Raw genomic sequence first — 17,960 nt, forward strand, 5'->3', positions numbered from 1 at the left:
TGTGCAGCGGCGCACCCGCGTCTTCGGCAGAAAGCCGTGGCGTGGCGCGCGGTCAGTCCACCGGATAGTCGAGATCGTGCCAGCGCTTGGCGGATTTCCCCCCGGAGCCGAGGTGACCGCCGGGGAAGCGCATCACGGCAATCGCGTGGAGCGCTTTCTCGTCGAGAGCGGGATCGCCACAACTGCGCCGGACCTTGAGATCGCGGACACGCCCCTGTTCGTCGAGCCACACACGCACGATCACACGCCTTCGCGACGAGGTGTTCTGCACTCCACGTGACAACAGGCGGTCCATCAGCGACACGATATTCTCCGCAACCGTCGAATGCTGCGATTATCGCCGAGCGCGTCGACGGTTCGACGCTCGTCGTGGCTTCAATGCTTCAAGACCGCACCGCCGTGCCCGTACGTAGCGCCCGTGCTCCCTGCGGGTTCGCGACGGCTTTCGGCTTCGGGTCGGCGCTCCCCGCATCTTTAAGCTTCCGGGCCTTGGCGGAAGCCGGATGCGCCTTTGCAGCAGGCTTCGCGTCGGCATGCGCGGCGACCGGACCGGTCGGGCGTGAGCGAACGGATTGCCGAACCTGCTTCGCGGCCGTCGAGCTGCTCGCCGCCACGGTCGGATGCTTGACCTGCCGCGCGTACTCCTTCACGTCGCGGTCGCTCATCCACGCCTCCGTGTAGGCCGCTGACGCAGGATGCGCAAGATTGAGATAGGCGAGCGATGCCACGAGAAATGCACGAACATGCGTGCGTCGATTCGATGCGGTAATGACGGGTGCTCCTTGCGATCTGGCTTGACGCCCGGTGTCGGCGTTGTCGTGGCGGCACAATAAATGAGCGCATTCCGCACCGCAAGCGTCCGACCGGTGATCCAAACGATTGTTAACGTTTGGATCGCCACGCCAGCCCGCCCCTCCTTATTCCTCGCCCTTGCGCTCGACACTCCACGTATGGATCGGCCGATGCCCCGGCCGCTCCCATTCGGGCGGCATCCACAGGTGCTTCAGCCGCTGCCGAACCGGCCCCGGCGCGAACACGTCGCGCCACATGTCGACGAACTCGTGCAGGTTCAGTACAACAAAGTTGTACGAACGAATCTGCTGCGTGATGCCGTAGTCGACCGGCTCCGTCTCCTCGACATACGTGCCGAACATCCGGTCGAAGACGATCAGCACGCCGCCGTAGTTCCTGTCGATATAACGCGGATTGCGGCCGTGATGCGCGCGATGGTTCGACGGCGTGTCGAACACGTACTCGAACCAGCGCGGCAGCCGCCCGATCGCTTCGGTATGCACGAAATACTGGTACGCGAGATCGACCGCGAGCAGGAACAGCACGACCGCGGGCGGGATGCCGAGCCAGACCGGCGGCAGGTAGAACAAGAACACGCCGACGAATGCGTTCAGCAGCGACTGCCGCATCGCCGTCGTGAAGTTCATCACTTCACCGCTGTGATGCGGCACATGCGCGGCCCAGAACCAGCGCACGCGATGCGACGTGCGATGAAACCAGTAGTAGCAGAACTCGACGACGACGAAGATCGGCACGATCGTGACGCCGTTCACCGGCACGTCGAACAGCCGGTGCCGGTAGACCCACGCGAAGATCGCCCCCGTGAACAGGAGCCCCATCACGGTTTCGGCCACCTGATAGCCGGCGCCGAGCGACAGGTTCGCGACGACCTCCTTCCAGCGAAACGGCGCGCGGCGGCCGCGCCTGGTCGCCACCGCGTATTCGATCGCGAACGCGATCAGGAAGACCGGCGTCATGCCGATCAGCAGCACCTGCTTCCAGTCCACGTCGTTACCCAGGAACGCATGGAGCCACGTCATCAACTCGGTCGGCATGTTCGCAGCCTCGATCGGGAACTGCCGGGCAGTATCGTCGCGCGCGGGTCGGCTCGCGTTGACACTTGCCGACGATTACTTGACACTTTCCGCCATGCCCGCCGCCTCTCCGCTCTCGACCCAGCGCGTCTACTACTCGAGCACGTACGTGCGGCTGCTGTTCGACTATCTGTCCGGGCAGGGCAAGGACGCGACGCGCGTGCTCGGCGAGGTGCGCCCGCCCGAGGACGATCGCGGGCTGACGCTGTATGCGAGCGCTCACTGGCGGCGCCTGCTCGAACGCGCGGTCCGCGCGCTCGACGATCCGCTGCTCGGCCTGCACGTCGGCCAGCGGATCACGCCCGCGCATCTCGGCGCGCTCGGCTATGCGCTGCACGCGTGCCGCGACGCCGGCGCCGCGCTCGCGCGCTGGCAGCAGTACGAACACCTGATCGCGAACGTTGCGCGCATGGAAGTGCGGGTCGAGGCGACGTCGGTCGCGATCGAATGGCACGATGCGCCCGAACCGCTCGGCCCGCTCGTCGACGAAGTGGCACTGACCGCCGTCGTCCAGTTCGCGCGCAATATCACCGGCACGCGCGACGGGCCCGACGAAGTCTGCTTCGTGCATCCGTCGCCCGGCGACGAACAGCCGTATGTCGACTATTTCGGCTGCCCGGTGCGGTTCAGTCAGCCGGTGAACCGGCTCGCGTTTCCGTTGCACCTGCTCACGCAGCCGTTGCGCCAGCCGGACGACGCGCTGCTGCAGATGATGGAGCGCGAGGCAAGCGCGCTGCTCGCCGAGCTGCGGCAGACGGACGACCTCGAACAGTCGGTGCGCGAAGCCGTCGCGCGCTTGCTGACGCAAGGTGACGCGAGCATCGAGCAGATCGCATCGGACCTGCATGTGTCGTCGCGCACGCTGCATCGCCGGCTTGCCGAACTCGGGCTGAACTTCCGGATATTGCGCGAGGACACGCGGCGGCGGCTCGCGATCGACCATCTGAACGATCCGCGGCTGACGCTCGCGGAAGTCGCCTGGCTGCTCGGTTATTCGGAACACAGCGCGTTTACGCGTGCCTTTCGGCGCTGGACCGGTGAATCGCCGCGGCAGTGGCGCAGCCGGCGGCCGGTGCGGACAGCAAGCGTCGCGCGAGGATGAGCGGCTGGCGCAGAGGCGCCGTCGACGAACTCGCGTGCGCCCGCGCGGTCGAACATGCATCGCCGGAGATTCCCATGAAACGCGTTACCGCCTTCGCTGTCCTGACCCTGCTTGCCGCCGTCAGCTTGCCGGCAGCCGCCGGCGCACCGTCATCCGGCGCCAACGCACCGGTTCCAGTTCAAGCGCATGCGAAAAATTGCGTTCCGTCCCGGGACGCCACGCAAGACGCCCGCTCCCCGTCAAAGGCACCGCCGATCCGCGTGTGCGTCGGCGATTCCGATACCCAACTGAACCTGCCGTGGTTCCTGACCGATGTGCTCACCGCGGTGGACACGCACCAGTCGCCCGGCGATCTGCTTCACAAGATGCGCAACGATTTCTGAATCGCGGCCGGTGCGACGCGCCGGCGCCGCATCGATCATTCAACGGCAGACCGCTTCAGCACCTGCATCAACGTGCCCGCGATACCGGCCCGCATACCGGGGTCGGCAATGCGCTCCTGCAGCGACACCAATGCCTGTCGTTCTCCTTTCGAAAGCAGTCCGTTTGCCCCGCGGATCGCGTCATGGCGCGGCGCACCGCGCGACGCGAGTGCGCGATCGAGCAGGTAGTTGCCGATCCGTCCGTTCGCTGAAATCCGGATCCACGGCGAGCCGCCGTCGGCCACGGCGGCACCATCGGTCACGACGACCGTGGGCGCCGGTTTTTCTTTCATCACGAAACTCCGGCATGACGTGCAACCGGACCGTGCAGCGGCCGCTCGCGCGTCGGCCGCGAATCGCCGGAAACGGCACCTTGCGAAAATATTTCCTGTCGAGACACAATCACAAAACTACACCATTTGTTGAATAACAATATTTCGTAATCCGGCGTCAGACCTTATACTTGCCGCGCACCATCCTCGTGCCAAGAGAAGGTGTCTTTCAACCCGGCCGCACGACCCTGCGGCCGGGGTTTTTTTCGGTGTGCTACGTCGATATACATGCGCAACAGGCACATGTTATGGAAGCGGGCCTCCGGATGAACGGCCGATCGCGACGGCGCTGCGCCCATGCCCCTCGCGACCGTCGAATCGATTAGCATCGCGATATCGGCGCACGCGCCGTATTGCCTGACCGGGCATGACGCATGCTCGCCGTTTGCGCATCGATCGGTTCGACTTGCGTCTCCATACGAACAACACCAAAGGCAACCGCGGGAATGTCGGCGCTCACGCCAGGCTCGAAGCCAGTTTTCCAGCGCAGCGGCGTGTGGCCGCGGGTTGTCTTGTTCGTTGCTGTAATCGTTTGCGTGCTCGTGCCCGCGTTCGCGATCATGCTCGCCGATCGCTACGCGCGCGATGCCGTCACCGCGCATGAACGCGTCGTCGCGAACGACATCGTGGCATCGATGGACCGCATCCTGGACGGCGTTCACCTGCGACACGCTGACGAACTGAACGCGCTCGTCGGGCGACCATGCGCGACGATATTCCGGACACTGGCCGAAGTGGGCACTCGCCTGCGCTACCTGCGTGCCGTCGGACTGGTGAACGACGGCCGCGTCACCTGCTCGTCGGCGCTCGGTGCGATCGACGTGCCGCTCGACGCGTACATGCGCGAGCGGGAGCCTGAGCCGGGATCGACGATCATCACGCTGCTGCGCCAGACGCCGTTTCAGCATGGCATCCCGGTGCTGTCCGTGTTTCGCGCCACCGCGCGCGGCGCGGGCGTCCTCTACCTGATCGAGGGCGACTATGTGGCCGACGCGCTCTCGCAAAGCGCCCGATTCGGCGTGGAAACCGCCACGCTGTCGATCAAGGGTTCGGGCCGTCTCGACCAGCACGGGAAGTTCGCGCCGGAATCGGAGCCGGCCCCCGCGGGCGGCAACGCGATCGCATCGCACCGCTGGCCGTTCACGGTGTCGGTTGCCGCATCGGCGCACTACGCGTCGCAGGTCCGGCGCCACGATCGGCTGATCTGCATGACGATCGTCTTGCTCGCGGATGGCCTCGTGATGGCCGCCTACCTGCTGGCGATGGCGCCGCGGCGACTGTTGCTGAAGGCCGTTCGACACGCGCTCAAGCACAACGAATTCCATGTCGTATACCAGCCGATCGTCGATGTGCAGACGCGCAGGACCGTCGGCGTCGAGGCGCTGCTGCGCTGGAACCATCCGAAGTGGGGGGCCATCGGCCCGGCCGTGTTCATCCCGGAGGTGGAATCGAGCACGGTTCTGCCGAAGGTGACCGAATTCGTGCTGCGCACCGCCGTGTCCGAACTGACCGCGCTGACGCCATCCGTGCCGCTGCGCATCGCCGTGAACATCGCGCCGAAGGATCTCGAACGTGCGCGGTTCGTGTCCGTCGTCGAAGAAGCGATCCGCGCGCTGCCGCCCGGCTTTACGCTGGTGCTCGAAGTCACCGAGCGCATCCTGCTCGAAAAGAACGCACGGACCACCGAGATTTTCCAGGCGCTGCGGTCGAAAGGCGCGAAGTTCGCGATCGACGATTTCGGCACGCATCACAGCAATCTCGACATGCTGTCGCGCTTTCCGTTCGACTACGTGAAGATCGATCGGCAATTCGTCGCACAACTGAACGACGGCGGTGCGCGGTTGATCGAGGGGATCGCGGCCGTCGCGCACCACTACGACCTGAAGATCATCGCCGAGGGCGTGGAGACGGAAGCGCAGCACAGTGCGTTGCACGCGGTCGGGATTCAGTATGCGCAGGGCTATCTGTATCAGCGGCCGCAGCGTGCGGAGCATTTGAAGCGCGATTTCGCGTGGGCGTAGCGGCGTTGCTGCCGCTGCGGGCGGCCATCATGCCGCATGCCGCGCGCTCAATCCTGCGCGACCGCCGCCGGCTCGATGCCGGACGCTTCCGGGCGATGCCCTCGCCGCGCGGAAATCGCCCGTCCTGCCGCCTCCGGCAGGCATTATGAACAGTTCAGTCAACAAGTCGATATCGATCCCCCATTTTGTCCGTGCCCGCCTCCGGCACGGCCCCCGCCCAAGCGCTAAAATCCGCCGCCTGGGCATCCACGACGAGCAAGCGTTTTGACGAAGTTCGAGCAGGGTTTCATCCTCACCCGCCACTGGCGGGACACCACGACCGGTATCGAGATCGAGTTCTGGCTGGCAACCGAACACGGTCCGCGCCGCGTGCGGTTGCGCCCGCAGGAAGCCGTCGCGTTCATTCCGGCCGAACAGCAGGCGCTCGCGGAACGCGCGCTGGCCGGCGAGCGCGATGCGGAACTGCGCCCGCTCGCGCTGCGCGACTTCCGCCAGCGCTCGGTCGTCGGCCTCTATTGCCGGCGCTATCGCCATCTGTCCGGGCTCCAGAAGCGCCTCGCGGCGGCCGGCGTCGACGTCTACGAAGCCGACGTGCAGCCGCCCGACCGCTACGCGATGGAGCGCTTCATCACGGCCCCCGTGCAGTTTCGCGGCCAGCCCGGCCGCGACGGCACGCTGACCGGCGGCGAGCTGAAACCCGCGACCGGCTACCGCCCGGTGCTGCGCTGCGTGTCGCTCGACATCGAGACCAGCGTCCACGGCGAACTGTATTCGATCGCGCTCGAAGGCTGCGGGCAACGGCAGGTCTACATGCTCGGGCCGCCGAACGGTGACGAAAGCGGTGCCGCGGGCGCCGTCGACTTCCGCCTCGACTACTGCGACAGCCGGCCCGCGATGCTCGCGCGGCTCAACGACTGGTTCGACGAACACGATCCCGATGCGGTGATCGGCTGGAACCTCGTGCAGTTCGACCTGCGCATCCTGCACGCGCATGCGGAGCAATACGGCGTGCCGCTGAAGCTCGGGCGCGGCGGCAGCGTGCTCGACTGGCGCGCGCACGGCCAGCAACCCGACCACTTCTTCGCGGGCGCGGCCGGTCGCCTGATCCTCGACGGCATCGACATGCTGAAATCCGCGACGTGGACGTTCCCGTCGTTCAGCCTCGAATACGTGTCGCAAGCGCTGCTCGGCGAAGGCAAGTCGATCGACAATCCTTACCAGCGGATGGACGAGATCCAGCGCCGCTTCGACCACGACAAGCCGGCGCTCGCGCGCTACAACCTGAAGGACTGCGAGCTCGTCACGCGCATCTTCGACAAGGCCGACCTGCTGTCCTTCGCGCTCGAACGCGCGAGCGTCACGGGCCTGGCTGCCGATCGCACCGGCGGCTCGGTCGCGGCGTTCACGCACCTGTACCTGCCACGCATGCACCGGCTCGGCTATGTCGCGCCGAACCTCGGCGACGTGACGGGACAAAACAGCCCCGGCGGCTTCGTGATGGATTCGCGCCCCGGGCTGTACGACTCGGTGCTCGTGTTCGACTACAAGAGCCTCTATCCGTCGATCATCCGCACGTTCCTGATCGATCCCGTCGGGCTGATCGAAGGGCTCGCGAACCCCGGCGACGACGCATCGGTGCCCGGTTTTCTCGGCGCGCGCTTCTCGCGCACCGCGCACTGCCTGCCCGATGTCGTGCGCCGCGTATGGGAAGGCCGCGACGACGCGAAGCGGCAGCGCAACGCGCCGCTGTCGCAGGCGCTGAAGATCATCATGAACTCGTTCTACGGCGTACTCGGCTCGACGGGCTGCCGGTTCTTCGACCCGCGCCTCGCGTCGTCGATCACGATGCGCGGCCACGAGATCATGCACCGCACGCGCGAGCTGATCGAAGCTCAGGGTTACGAAGTGATTTACGGCGATACCGATTCGACGTTCGTGTGGCTCGGTCGCGCGCACGACGACGACGAAGCCGGACGCAAGGGCCGCGCGCTCGTCGAGCATGTGAACCGCTGGTGGCACGCGCACCTGCGCGATCAATTCGGGCTCGAAAGCGCACTGGAGCTGCAGTACGAGCGGCATTACCGCCGGTTCCTGATGCCGACCGTGCGCGGCGCGGAAGAAGGCAGCAAGAAGCGCTACGCGGGCCTCGCGGCAACGGCCGACGGCGGCGAGGACCTCGTCTTCAAGGGGCTCGAAACGGTGCGTACCGACTGGACGCCGCTCGCGCAGCAGTTCCAGCGCGAGCTGTACCGGCGCGTGTTCAGGCGCGAGCCATACCAGGATTTCATTCGGGACTACGTGCAGCGCACGCTCGCCGGCGAATTCGACGACCAGCTCGTCTACCGCAAGCGCGTGCGCCGGCCGCTGCGCGAGTATGAGCGCAACGTGCCGCCGCATGTGCGTGCGGCGCGGATCGCCGACGAGTTCAACCACGCGCAAGGCCGGCCGCTGCAGTACCAGCGCGGCGGCTGGATCAGCTACGTGATGACGACGGCCGGCCCCGAGCCGCTCGAAACGATGCGCTCGCCGATCGACTACGCGTTCTACCTGAGCCGCCAGTTGCAGCCGGTCGCCGATGCGATCCTGCCGTTCCTGCGGGACGATTTCGAACGCGTCATCTCCGGGCAGGGGCAGTTGTTTCAGGAATAAGGGCGCGTCGCACTTCTCCACGAATTGCCATGCAACATCGAGCCGGGCCGCCGGCGATCGAAACATCCAGGGTGCGTAGCGTTGCTCGCCGTTGCCCTGACGACCACGCCTCCGATACGACGCGGGCACGGAACCGGAAGCCGAGGGCGCGCCCATCCAGCTAAAATACCGGTCTGCTGCGCCTCCTGCCGCGGCCGGAGGACATCAATCATGACCGCACGTCGCGGAGCCGCGGTCGTCATCGCGCCCAGCCACGAGACAGCCAGCCTGTCGAAAGCCCAGAAGACGTTCAATACGCTCGTCAAGCAAATCGAACAACGGCGCGAACGTCTCGGTGCGTGGGAAGCCGTCATGCCGGTCTTCCAGAAAAAATTCGTCGACGGGCTATTGCCGCTCGAACAGGCGTCGACGGCGTTGCGAATCAAAATGCTCCATCGGCTCGACGACGCCTTCCTGCAGAAAGGATTGAGCAAGGCCGAGCAACGCACCCTTTCCGCGCTGATCGCCGATATGGCTCGCAACTTGCTCGACGTCAGCGACGACGCGCAGTTGAAGGTCATCTACAACCGGCACTGCGCATCCGACCACGACAGCAACGCAGCGGCCGATCTCCAGCAGATGAAGGCGGAACCGGAGTCGATGCCCGGCGTTGAACCGGCAGACGATCTCGACACGCTGTCGCCCGACGAACTGATCGAGCGTGTGCAAGCCGAACAGGACGAACAGTTCAAGCGGGACATGGCCGCCCACGAGGCCCGCGAGGCACAGCGCGCCAAGCGCAAGAAATCGCCCAGGCAATCGGCCGCACAGGCCAGGCGCGAAGCCGAGCAGGCCGAATCGAGCCGGTCGATCCGCGAGGTCTATCGCAAGCTCGCCAGCGCGCTGCACCCCGATCGCGAATCCGATCCCCGGGAACAGGAACGCAAGACCGTGCTGATGCAGCGCGTCAACCACGCTTATGCGAAGGGCAATCTCCTGCAACTGCTGGAGCTGCAACTGGAGATCGAACAGATCGACCGGCACGCGATCGACGGCCTCGGCGAAGATCGGTTGACGCGCTACAACGGCATCCTGGAGGAACAGCTCCGCGAGCTGGATCAGGAGATCCTGCACGTCGAGACCGGTTTCCGGCGGACTTACGGCATCGCGCCTTCCGTCAAGCTGGCGCCCGATACCGTCGTCCGCATGCTTACGCGCGACATTGCCGCCATTCAGCGCAGCAACCACGACCTGAACGTGGCGCTGCGCGAGTTCGACGATCCGGAAAAGGTCAAGGACTGGCTGAAAGACGTGAAGCGCCGGCAGGCATCCTCCCGCTTCGACGACGATCCGTTTTGAGCGCGCACGCGCTCGGCCCGTAGAACGCCGAGCGCGTATCCGGCCTGACTCGAGGATGTCGCGCACGAAGTCGGGTTCAGCGACGCGCACAACTTCCGGCGCGCGTTCAAGCGCTGGACGGGGCACGGGCCGAGAGAGGGGAGCGCGCGGCGATGTAACGGCGCCGCACGCCGCCGCGGTTACGCAGCGCCCGCCAGCGAACGATCGAGCGCGACGAGCGTCTGGTACAGCACGCGCGTGCCGTCGAGCAGCTGCTGCGGCTCGATCCATTCCTCCGGGCAATGGCTGCGGCCGCCCAGACACGGAATGAAGATCATCCCGATCGGCCCCGTCGGCGCGACATACACGGCATCGTGCCCCGCGCCGCTCGGCAGCCGCATGCTCGGATAACCGAGTTGCGTGGCCGCCTGCTCGACCGCGTCCATCACGAGCGGCTGGCAGTCGGTCGGCCGCGCGCGGCTCACGTGCTCCGCGCGCGCACTCAACCGCAACGCGTCGAGCCGCGCGGCCGCACCGGCCAGCAGCGCCTCGGGGAAATCGTCGAGCACCGCGTCGCTGTCGCTGCGCACTTCCAGCATCAGCTCGACGTGCCCCGGCACCGCGTTCGGCACATTCGGCGTCATCGCGATCCGCCCGATCGTCGCGACCACGTAGTGCGGGTTGCCCGACAGCGCCGACGCGCGCGCATGCGCGGCCTCGATCAGGTGCGCGGCACCGACGAGCGCGTCGCGGCGGATATCCATCGGCGTCGTGCCCGCATGATCGGGCTGGCCGGTCACGGTGATCAGCACGCGCCGGATGCCGACGATGTTGGTCACGACGCCGATCGGCAAGCCACGCGTTTCCAGCACCGGGCCCTGCTCGATATGCAGTTCGACGAACGCCGCCGTGCTGCCCGGCGCACGCAGCGGTTCGCGCAATGCATCGGGGTTGCCGCCGATCCGGCGCAATGCTTCGGCGAGCGTTTCGCCTTCGGCGTTCGTCGCGCGCAGCATGCCGGCATCGAGCACGCCCGACAGCGCACGGCTGCCGACGCACGAAATGCCGTAGTCGCTCGGCTCTTCCGACAGGAAGTCGATCACCTCGAATGGATGGTCGAGCACGATCCCCTGCTCGTTCAGCGTATGCGCGACCTCGATGCCGGCCAGCACGCCGATGATGCCGTCGAACCTGCCGCCGCCGACGACCGTGTCGCAATGCGACCCCGTGACGAGCGGCTTCGTGCATCGGCCGCTGCCTGCGCGACGGCCGATCAGGTTGCCGCCCGCGTCCATCGACACCGCGAGCCCGGCTTCGGCGAACTGCGCGGCGAGCCATGCGCGCGCTTGCGCGAACAGCGGCGAGAATGCGCGGCGCGTCCACGGGACGTCGGGCCGCGTGAAGCGCGCCAGTTGCTCGACACGCGCGTTCAGGCGCGCCGCGTTCAATGGCGGGAAATTCGTCGGGTTCATGCTTGCTCCAATTGCTTCGTGGCCGGGCTGCCGTCATGCGGCCGCAGAAAGCGGCCCGTTCCAGCCCGATTGACGATCTGCTTGCCGTCGTAAGCCAACGCGCCTCGGCAGTAGGTGGCCGCAATGCGCACCGTGAATTCCATACCCTCGAACGCGCTCCACTGCACGGCCGACAGGCTGCGCGACGGATCGAACGCGTAGCGCTCCGGCGTCAGGATCACGAAATCCGCATCCGCGCCGACGTCGAGCGAACCCTTGCGATCGTCGAGCAGGAAGTGCCGCGCCGGATTCGTCGCCAGCAATGCCGCCACGCGGGTCGGTGCCAAACCGTGCTGCTCGCAGCCGGTCCAGAACGCCGGCAGCAGCGTTTCGAGGCCCGGGCCGCCCGACGCATTGCGGAACACGTTCGGATCGCCCTTGCGTTCGAGCCCCCAGCTCACGTGATCCGACGACACGAACGTGCACTCGCCGCGCGCGATATGCGTCCACAGCCGTTCCTGCTCCGCGCGCGGCCGGATCGGCGGGTAGTGCTTCGTCTTCGCGCCGAAGCGTTTCGTATGCGTTTCGTGGTCGAGCATCAGGTACTGCACGCAGGTCTCGATGCTCGCGCGATGGCCGGCGCGCCGGTACATGTTGCACAGTTCGAAGCCGCGCGACGTCGACACGTGCACCGCGTGCGCGCGGGCGCCCGTTTCGGCGCCGATCTCGTAGATCAGCGCGGTCGCAAGGTTCTCGATCAGCGGCGGATGCGCGCGCAGGAACGCGTCCCAGCCCGTGTCGCCGGCTTCGATCATCCGCGCGATGTTCTTGCGCGTCATGTCCTGCATCTGGTTGTGCACGCCGCACGCGAGGCCCGACGGCGCGATCAGCCGGAATGCGTCGTGCAGCACGTCCTCCTCGACACGCGGGAACCGGCCGGGCGTCGCCTCGAACGTCGAGAACTTGAACGCGCAGACGCCGCCGTCGATCAGCCCGGCCGCCGCTTCGAGGCCGTGCTTCGCGTTGAGCGTGCCGTACAACGCGACGTCGACGTGGCAATCGCGCTCGGCCTCCGCGATCTTGCGGTCGAGCTGCGCGCGCGACGCGACCGGTTCCGGATCGTCGTACGGCATGTCGACCATCACCGTCACGCCGCCCGCGGCCGCCGCGCGCGACGCATGGCCAAGCCCTTCCTGGTTCGCCTGGCTGGCCGCATGCACCTGCCCGTCGACGACGCCCGGCAGCACCCACTGCCCGCGCGCGTCGATCGTGTCGCGTGCCGCCGGCGGCACGCCCGCGCCGCGCGCCACGATCATGCCCTCCCGTATCGCGAGCCAGCCGTCGTCGACGACTTCGCGCGCATCGACCAACCGGCCGCGCACCACCTGCTCGAATTCGCTCATCTCCACCTCCTGCATTTTTGATCACGAGCAGTTTAGGCAGCGCTCTGCCAGAATGTCTCATGCCGATTTATCGCCCCCACATAACATGGAGTTAAGGCTGTGCGTCTGAACCTGCGCCAGATCGAGGTGTTTCGCGCCATCATGCTGACCGGCTCGATCAGCGGCGCCGCGAAGCTGCTGCACGTGTCGCAGCCAGCTGTGTCCCGGCTCATTTCGTATGCCGAGCAGCGGCTCGGTCTCGCGCTGTTCGAGCGCATCAAGGGGCGGCTCTATCCGACGCCGGAAGCGCAGCGGCTGTTCGTCGAAGTCAATGCGGTGTACCAGGGCGTGCAGCGCGTCAACGAAATCGCGGAAGACCTGATCGAGAACCGGATGGGCCACCTGCGCATCGCGTGCAGCCCCAATCTCGGGCAATCGCTGCTGCCGCGCGCGATCGCGGCGTTCTACGAGCGCTTTCCCGACGTGCGCATCATCCTGCACACGATGATCCCGAACGTGCTGCTGCAGGCCGTGCTCACGCAGCAGGTCGAGCTCGGCATCGCGTTCCTGGAGGACACGCACCCGAACGTCGAAAGCCAGCTCCTCTATGAAAACCGGATGGTCGCGGCCGTGCCCGCGTCGCACCCGTTCGCGCGGCGCAAGACGCTGGCCGTGCGCGATCTCGCGAACCAGCCGCTGATCGGTTATGGCAGCGACATTCCGCTCGGGCAACTGGTGCGGCGGCTGTTCAGCGACGAAGGCCTCGTGCCGCAGGTCAAGATCGAAGTGCAGCAGGCGCACGTCGCGTGCGCGCTCGCGCAGGCCGGCACCGGCATCGCGCTGATCGACGAGCTGACGGTCGCGGGGCCCGTGTGGCCGCAGATCGTCGTGAAGCCGATCGTGCCGACCATCGCCGCGCCGGTCAGCGTGCTGCATCCCGTGCTCGCGCCGCTGTCGCGCCTTGCGCACGAGTTCATCGACACGCTTCACGCGCTTTCCGCGGAGGCATGAGTTTCGTTGTCGAAATGGGCCGAAATCGTTGTCCAGCCTGCATTTCGCCGTTGAACCGGCGGCGGCGGATCGCCCCGTTCGCGATCCGTCGTTCAAGCATCACCGGGATTACCCTACGCTTAACATCGCGTTATGAAGTCTCCATAAAATAGCAATAACGCTCAATATTCGGCGTCCCTAGAATCGTTTGGACAGTACCGCCACACAAGGCTTTCCGGCCGGCGCGTACAGCCCTTTTCCCCTCTCAGGACAAACGACACATGGGACGCATTCTGTCTTCGAAGGACGTCGAAGCCGCCGTCAAGGGCGGCTCGGTTTTCGCATGCGGAGGTGGCGGCTGGGCCGACCACGGCCGCGAACTCGGCACGCTCGCGGTCACGATCGGCCGCCCCGAACTGGTTGCCATCGACGAATTGCCGGACGACGCGTGGATCGCCACGGCCGCCGCGATCGGCGCGCCGGGCGGCCTCACCGACTGGCAAATGCTCGGCGCCGACTACGTGAAGGCCGCACAGCTCGTGCAGGACGCGCTCGGCGCGCCGCTCGCGGGGCTCATCATCGGTCAGAACGGGATGTCGAGCACGCTGAACGCGTGGCTGCCGTCCGCGCTGCTCGGCACCAAGGTGGTCGACGCGGTGGGCGACATCCGCGCGCATCCGACCGGCGACATGGGCTCGCTCGGTCTCGCATCGAGCACGACACCGATGATCCAGGCCGCGGCCGGCGGCAACCGCGCACAGCACGCGTATATGGAAGTGGTCGTGCGCGGCGCGACCGCGAAAGTGTCGCCGGTGCTGCGCAAGGCGGCCGACATGGCCGGCGGCTTCATCGCGAGCTGCCGCAACCCGATTCGCGCGTCGTACGTGCGTCAGCATGCGGCGCTCGGCGGCATCAGCCGCGCGCTCGCACTCGGCGAAGCGATCATCGACGCCGAGCGGCGCGGCGGCAGCGCGGTGATCGACGCGATCTGCGCGGCCACGCACGGCGAGATCGTCGCGAGCGGCAAGGTCGAACGCAATACGCTCGAATACACGCGCGAGGCGTTCGACGTCGGCCTCGTCCATCTCGGCAGCGGCGCGCAGCGCGCGGTCATTCATGTGATGAACGAACACATGGCGGTGGACGACGCGCACGGCGAGCGGATCGCAACCTACCCCGACGTGATCACGACGCTCGATGCCGAAGGCCGCCCCGTCAGCGCGGGCCAGTTGAAGGAAGGGATGGAGATTCACGTGCTGCGGGTCGCGAAGGCGCACATTCCGCTGTCGTCGTCGGTGTTCGATCCGGCGGTCTACCCGCCCGTCGAAGCGGCGCTCGGCATCTCGATCGCCGACTACGCGCTCGCGCGCTGAACGGAGGGCACGATCGTGAATCAGATGACCCGCACCTTCGAAGTCACCTCCGGCAATACGCTGCGCTGCAAGGGCTGGCGCCAGGAAGCGCTGCTGCGCCTGCTCGAGAACGTGCTCGCCGTCGGCGAGGATCCCGACCAGTTGATCGTCTACGCGGCGCTCGGGCGCGCGGCGCGCGACTGGCCGTCGCACGACGCGATCGTGCGCACGCTGAAGACGATGGACGAGGACCACACGCTCGTCGTCCAGTCCGGCAAGCCCGTCGCGCTGCTGCGCACGCATGCGAGCGCACCGCTCGTCGTGATGGCGAACTGCAACCTGATCGGCCAGTGGGCGAAAGCCGAGCACTTCTACGAACTGGAACGGCGCAACCTGATCTGCTGGGGCGGGCTCACGGCCGGCGACTGGCAGTACATCGGCTCGCAGGGCGTGATCCAGGGCACCTACGAGATCTTCTCGCGGATCGCCGAGCGCCATTTCGACAACGACCTGCGCGGGCGCTTCATCCTGACGGCCGGCCTCGGCGGAATGGGCGGCGCGCAACCGCTCGCGGGCCGGATGGCAAACGCGGCGACGCTCGTCGTCGAGATCGACCAGACGCGCATCGACAAGCGGCTGCAGATCGGCTTTCTCGAACGGCAGGCGCGCGATCTCGACGAGGCGCTCGCGCTGATCCGCGACGCACAGGCACGGCGCGAGCCGATCTCGGTCGGCCTGCTCGGCAACGCGGCCGACGTGTTCCCGGCGATCCTCGCGCGCGGCGTCGTGCCCGACATCGTCACCGACCAGACGGCCGCGCACGATCTCGTGTACGGCTACGTGCCGTCGGGCTACACGCTCGACGCAGTACGCGCGCTGCGCGACAGCGACCGCACGCAGCTGATGGACGCGAGCCGCGCGTCGATCGTGCGTCACGTCGAGGCGATGCTCGGCTTCAAGGATCGCGGCGCGATCGTGTTCGACAACGGCAACCTGATCCGCACGCATGCGAAGGACGGCGGCGTGGCGCGCGCGTTCGAGATCCCGGTGTTCACCGAGGCGTTCCTGCGCCCGCTGTTCTGCCGCGCGATCGGCCCGTTCCGCTGGATCGCGCTGTCGAACGACCCGAACGACATCCGCATCGTCGACGACTACCTGCTCGAACACTTCCCGGACAACCGGATCGTCACGAACTGGATCCGGCGCGCCCGCGAATGCGTGCCGTTCGAAGGCTTGCCGGCACGGATCGCGTGGCTCGGCCACGGCGAACGCACGCGGCTCGCGCTCGCGGTCAACGCGATGGTGCGCGACGGCGTGCTGGCCGGGCCGGTCGCGTTCACGCGCGACCACCTCGACGCCGGCGCGATGGCGCACCCGAACATCATGACCGAGAACCTGCGCGACGGCTCCGACGCGGTGGCCGACTGGCCGCTGCTCAACGCGATGATGAGCTGTTCGTCGATGGCCGATCTCGTCGCGATTCATTCGGGCGGCGGCGGCTACAGCGGCTACATGACGAGCGCGGGCATCACCGTCGTCGCCGACGGCAGCGCGGCGGCGAACGAGCGGCTGACATTGTCGATGACCAACGACACCGCGCTCGGCGTGATCCGCTACGCGGACGCCGGCTACGAAGAAGCGCTCGACGAAGCGCAACGCAAGCAGATTCCGCATATCCGGCTGTAATTCCGTCCCGCACGACGACAGGAGATCGAAGTGAAGCAAACCGCGGTTCCCCTCGACACGGCCACGGCCGTGTCGCCCCCCGCTTCGAGCGCCGGGCGCGCCATCGCCGCGGCCTCGATCGGCAACGCGCTGGAGTGGTACGACTTTTCCGTCTACGCGTTCTTTGCCGTGTATATCGCGCAGAACTTCTTCCATCGCGGCGACACGGGCACCGAGCTGGTCGAGGCGTTCATGGCGTTCGGGATCGGCTTCATCGCGCGGCCGCTCGGCGCGCTCGCGATCGGCGTGTACGGCGATCGCGCAGGCCGCAAGGCCGCGCTGACGCTGACCATTCTCGTGATGGCAGCCGGCACCGCCATCATCGCGTTCGCGCCGCCGTTCACCGCGATCGGCGTCGGCGCGCCGCTGCTGATCCTGTGCGGCCGCCTGCTGCAAGGCTTCTCGGCCGGCGGCGAAGTAGGCGGCGCGGCGGCGTTCCTGATCGAGCACGCGCCGGCTGACCGCAAGGGCCGCTACGCGTCGTGGCTGCAGGCCAGCATGGCCGCATCGAACATCCTCGGCGCGCTGGTCGCCACCGGCGTGACGCTCACGCTGTCGCGCGAACAGATCGGCGACTGGGGCTGGCGGATTCCGTTCATCCTCGGTCTCGCGATCGCGCCGGTCGGCCTGTGGCTGCGCAAGACGCTCGACGAAACGCCGCATTTCCGCGCGGAGATGGCCCGTGCCGCACACGCACCGGCCGAACGCAAGACGCCGCTGCTGCAGGTCGTGCGCGACTATCCGCGCGCGCTCGTCGTCGGCACCGGGTTCTCGGTGCTGTGGGCCGTGTGCGTGTATGCGCTGGTGATCTACATGCCGACGCACGTGCAGCGCGCGCTGCACTTCGACGGGCGCGACGCGTTCATCGCGTCGCTGGTCGGCAACTGCCTGATGGCCGTCACCTGCGTGTGCGCCGGGAGCTGGTCGGATCGCTTCGGCCGGCGCACGGTGCTCACGGCCGGCGCGGTGCTGATGCTCGTGTCGGTGTATCCGCTGCTGCGCTGGCTCGCCGACGTGCATACGCTCGCCGCGCTGATCACGGTGCAGAGCGCGTTCTGCGTGATGGTCGCGATCTTCACCGGCGTCGCGCCCGCCGCGTTGTCGGAGCTGTTCCCGACCCGCGTGCGCGCGACCGGCATGTCGCTGTCCTACAACATCGCCACGACGATCTTCGGCGGCTTCGCGCCCGCGATCCTCGCGTGGCTCACGCAACGGTCCGGCAACCCGTTCGCGCCTGCCTGGTATGTGATGGTCGCAAGCGTCATCGCGCTCGCGTCGATCGCCGCGCTGTCTTCCACGTCACGTCACGCCTGAATTCGGAGAACTGCTTC

At 67.0% G+C, this 17,960-nt stretch carries 15 protein-coding genes and 1 pseudogene; 10 read left to right on the plus strand and 6 right to left on the minus strand.

Annotated features, from left to right (window positions below; translation table 11 throughout):
* Positions 1–52 precede the first annotated feature (52 nt).
* From JYG32_RS27030 to JYG32_RS27040, 3 genes are all read right to left on the minus strand, one after another.
* Positions 53–295, minus strand: coding sequence for an energy transducer TonB family protein (locus tag JYG32_RS27030; RefSeq protein ID WP_249744884.1), 243 nt, complete (start codon positions 293–295; stop codon positions 53–55).
* An 88-nt stretch (positions 296–383) separates the two neighbouring features.
* Positions 384–665, minus strand: a complete 282-nt coding sequence (locus JYG32_RS39130; RefSeq protein WP_249744660.1) for a transcriptional regulator — start codon at positions 663–665, stop codon at positions 384–386.
* 252 nt (positions 666–917) lie between these two features.
* Entirely contained in the window at positions 918–1,847 is a 930-nt protein-coding gene (locus JYG32_RS27040; protein ID WP_213265654.1) for a sterol desaturase family protein, read from the minus strand.
* A 94-nt stretch (positions 1,848–1,941) separates the two neighbouring features.
* Between JYG32_RS27040 and JYG32_RS27045 the strand changes: the two genes are divergently transcribed.
* A complete protein-coding gene (locus JYG32_RS27045; RefSeq protein WP_213265655.1) occupies positions 1,942–2,988 on the plus strand; it encodes an AraC family transcriptional regulator in 1,047 nt (348 codons plus the stop codon).
* Positions 2,989–3,062: 74 nt separating this feature from the next.
* On the plus strand, positions 3,063–3,371 hold the full coding sequence (locus JYG32_RS27050; protein WP_213265656.1) for a hypothetical protein: 309 nt from the start codon (positions 3,063–3,065) through the stop codon (positions 3,369–3,371).
* A gap of 35 nt (positions 3,372–3,406) precedes the next feature.
* Here the strand turns inward: JYG32_RS27050 and JYG32_RS27055 are convergent, their stop codons facing one another.
* Positions 3,407–3,703: a hypothetical protein gene (locus tag JYG32_RS27055; RefSeq protein ID WP_174378640.1), complete on the minus strand. Its 297-nt coding sequence runs from the start codon at positions 3,701–3,703 to the stop codon at positions 3,407–3,409.
* A gap of 485 nt (positions 3,704–4,188) precedes the next feature.
* On the opposite strand from JYG32_RS27055, the gene JYG32_RS27060 reads away from it, so the two are divergent.
* The 4 genes and pseudogenes from JYG32_RS27060 to JYG32_RS39135 form a co-directional block, all read left to right on the plus strand.
* Positions 4,189–5,763, plus strand: a complete 1,575-nt coding sequence (locus JYG32_RS27060) for an EAL domain-containing protein (protein WP_433960859.1) — start codon at positions 4,189–4,191, stop codon at positions 5,761–5,763.
* Between the two features lie 264 nt (positions 5,764–6,027).
* A complete protein-coding gene (locus tag JYG32_RS27065; RefSeq protein ID WP_213265658.1) occupies positions 6,028–8,412 on the plus strand; it encodes a DNA polymerase II in 2,385 nt (794 codons plus the stop codon).
* Between the two features lie 210 nt (positions 8,413–8,622).
* Positions 8,623–9,750, plus strand: coding sequence for a J domain-containing protein (locus JYG32_RS27070; RefSeq protein ID WP_213265659.1), 1,128 nt, complete (start codon positions 8,623–8,625; stop codon positions 9,748–9,750).
* 60 nt (positions 9,751–9,810) lie between these two features.
* Positions 9,811–9,876: pseudogene (locus tag JYG32_RS39135) on the plus strand (hypothetical protein); the annotation flags it as partial.
* A 53-nt stretch (positions 9,877–9,929) separates the two neighbouring features.
* Here JYG32_RS39135 and JYG32_RS27075 read toward each other — a convergent pair.
* Together JYG32_RS27075 and JYG32_RS27080 are read right to left on the minus strand one after the other, a co-directional pair.
* Entirely contained in the window at positions 9,930–11,201 is a 1,272-nt protein-coding gene (locus tag JYG32_RS27075) for a Zn-dependent hydrolase (protein WP_213265660.1), read from the minus strand.
* Entirely contained in the window at positions 11,198–12,583 is a 1,386-nt protein-coding gene (locus JYG32_RS27080; protein ID WP_213265661.1) for a dihydroorotase, read from the minus strand. Before JYG32_RS27080 ends, JYG32_RS27075 begins: the two co-directional genes overlap by 4 nt.
* Positions 12,584–12,682: 99 nt before the next feature.
* On the opposite strand from JYG32_RS27080, the gene JYG32_RS27085 reads away from it, so the two are divergent.
* The 4 genes from JYG32_RS27085 (at position 12,683) to JYG32_RS27100 (ending at position 17,943) form a co-directional block, all read left to right on the plus strand.
* Positions 12,683–13,573 carry a LysR family transcriptional regulator gene (locus tag JYG32_RS27085; protein WP_174378634.1) on the plus strand — a complete coding sequence of 297 codons (891 nt, stop codon included), beginning with the start codon at positions 12,683–12,685 and terminating at the stop codon, positions 13,571–13,573.
* Between the two features lie 260 nt (positions 13,574–13,833).
* Positions 13,834–14,925, plus strand: a complete 1,092-nt coding sequence (locus JYG32_RS27090; protein ID WP_213265662.1) for a DUF917 domain-containing protein — start codon at positions 13,834–13,836, stop codon at positions 14,923–14,925.
* 24 nt (positions 14,926–14,949) lie between these two features.
* A complete protein-coding gene (locus JYG32_RS27095; RefSeq protein WP_213267491.1) occupies positions 14,950–16,590 on the plus strand; it encodes a urocanate hydratase in 1,641 nt (546 codons plus the stop codon).
* A 30-nt stretch (positions 16,591–16,620) separates the two neighbouring features.
* Complete coding sequence (locus tag JYG32_RS27100) at positions 16,621–17,943, plus strand: MFS transporter (RefSeq protein ID WP_174378632.1); 1,323 nt, start codon at positions 16,621–16,623, stop codon at positions 17,941–17,943.
* Positions 17,944–17,960 lie beyond the last annotated feature (17 nt).

It is taken from the genome of Burkholderia pyrrocinia (genome assembly GCF_018417535.1).
GTDB lineage: Bacteria > Pseudomonadota > Gammaproteobacteria > Burkholderiales > Burkholderiaceae > Burkholderia > Burkholderia pyrrocinia_E.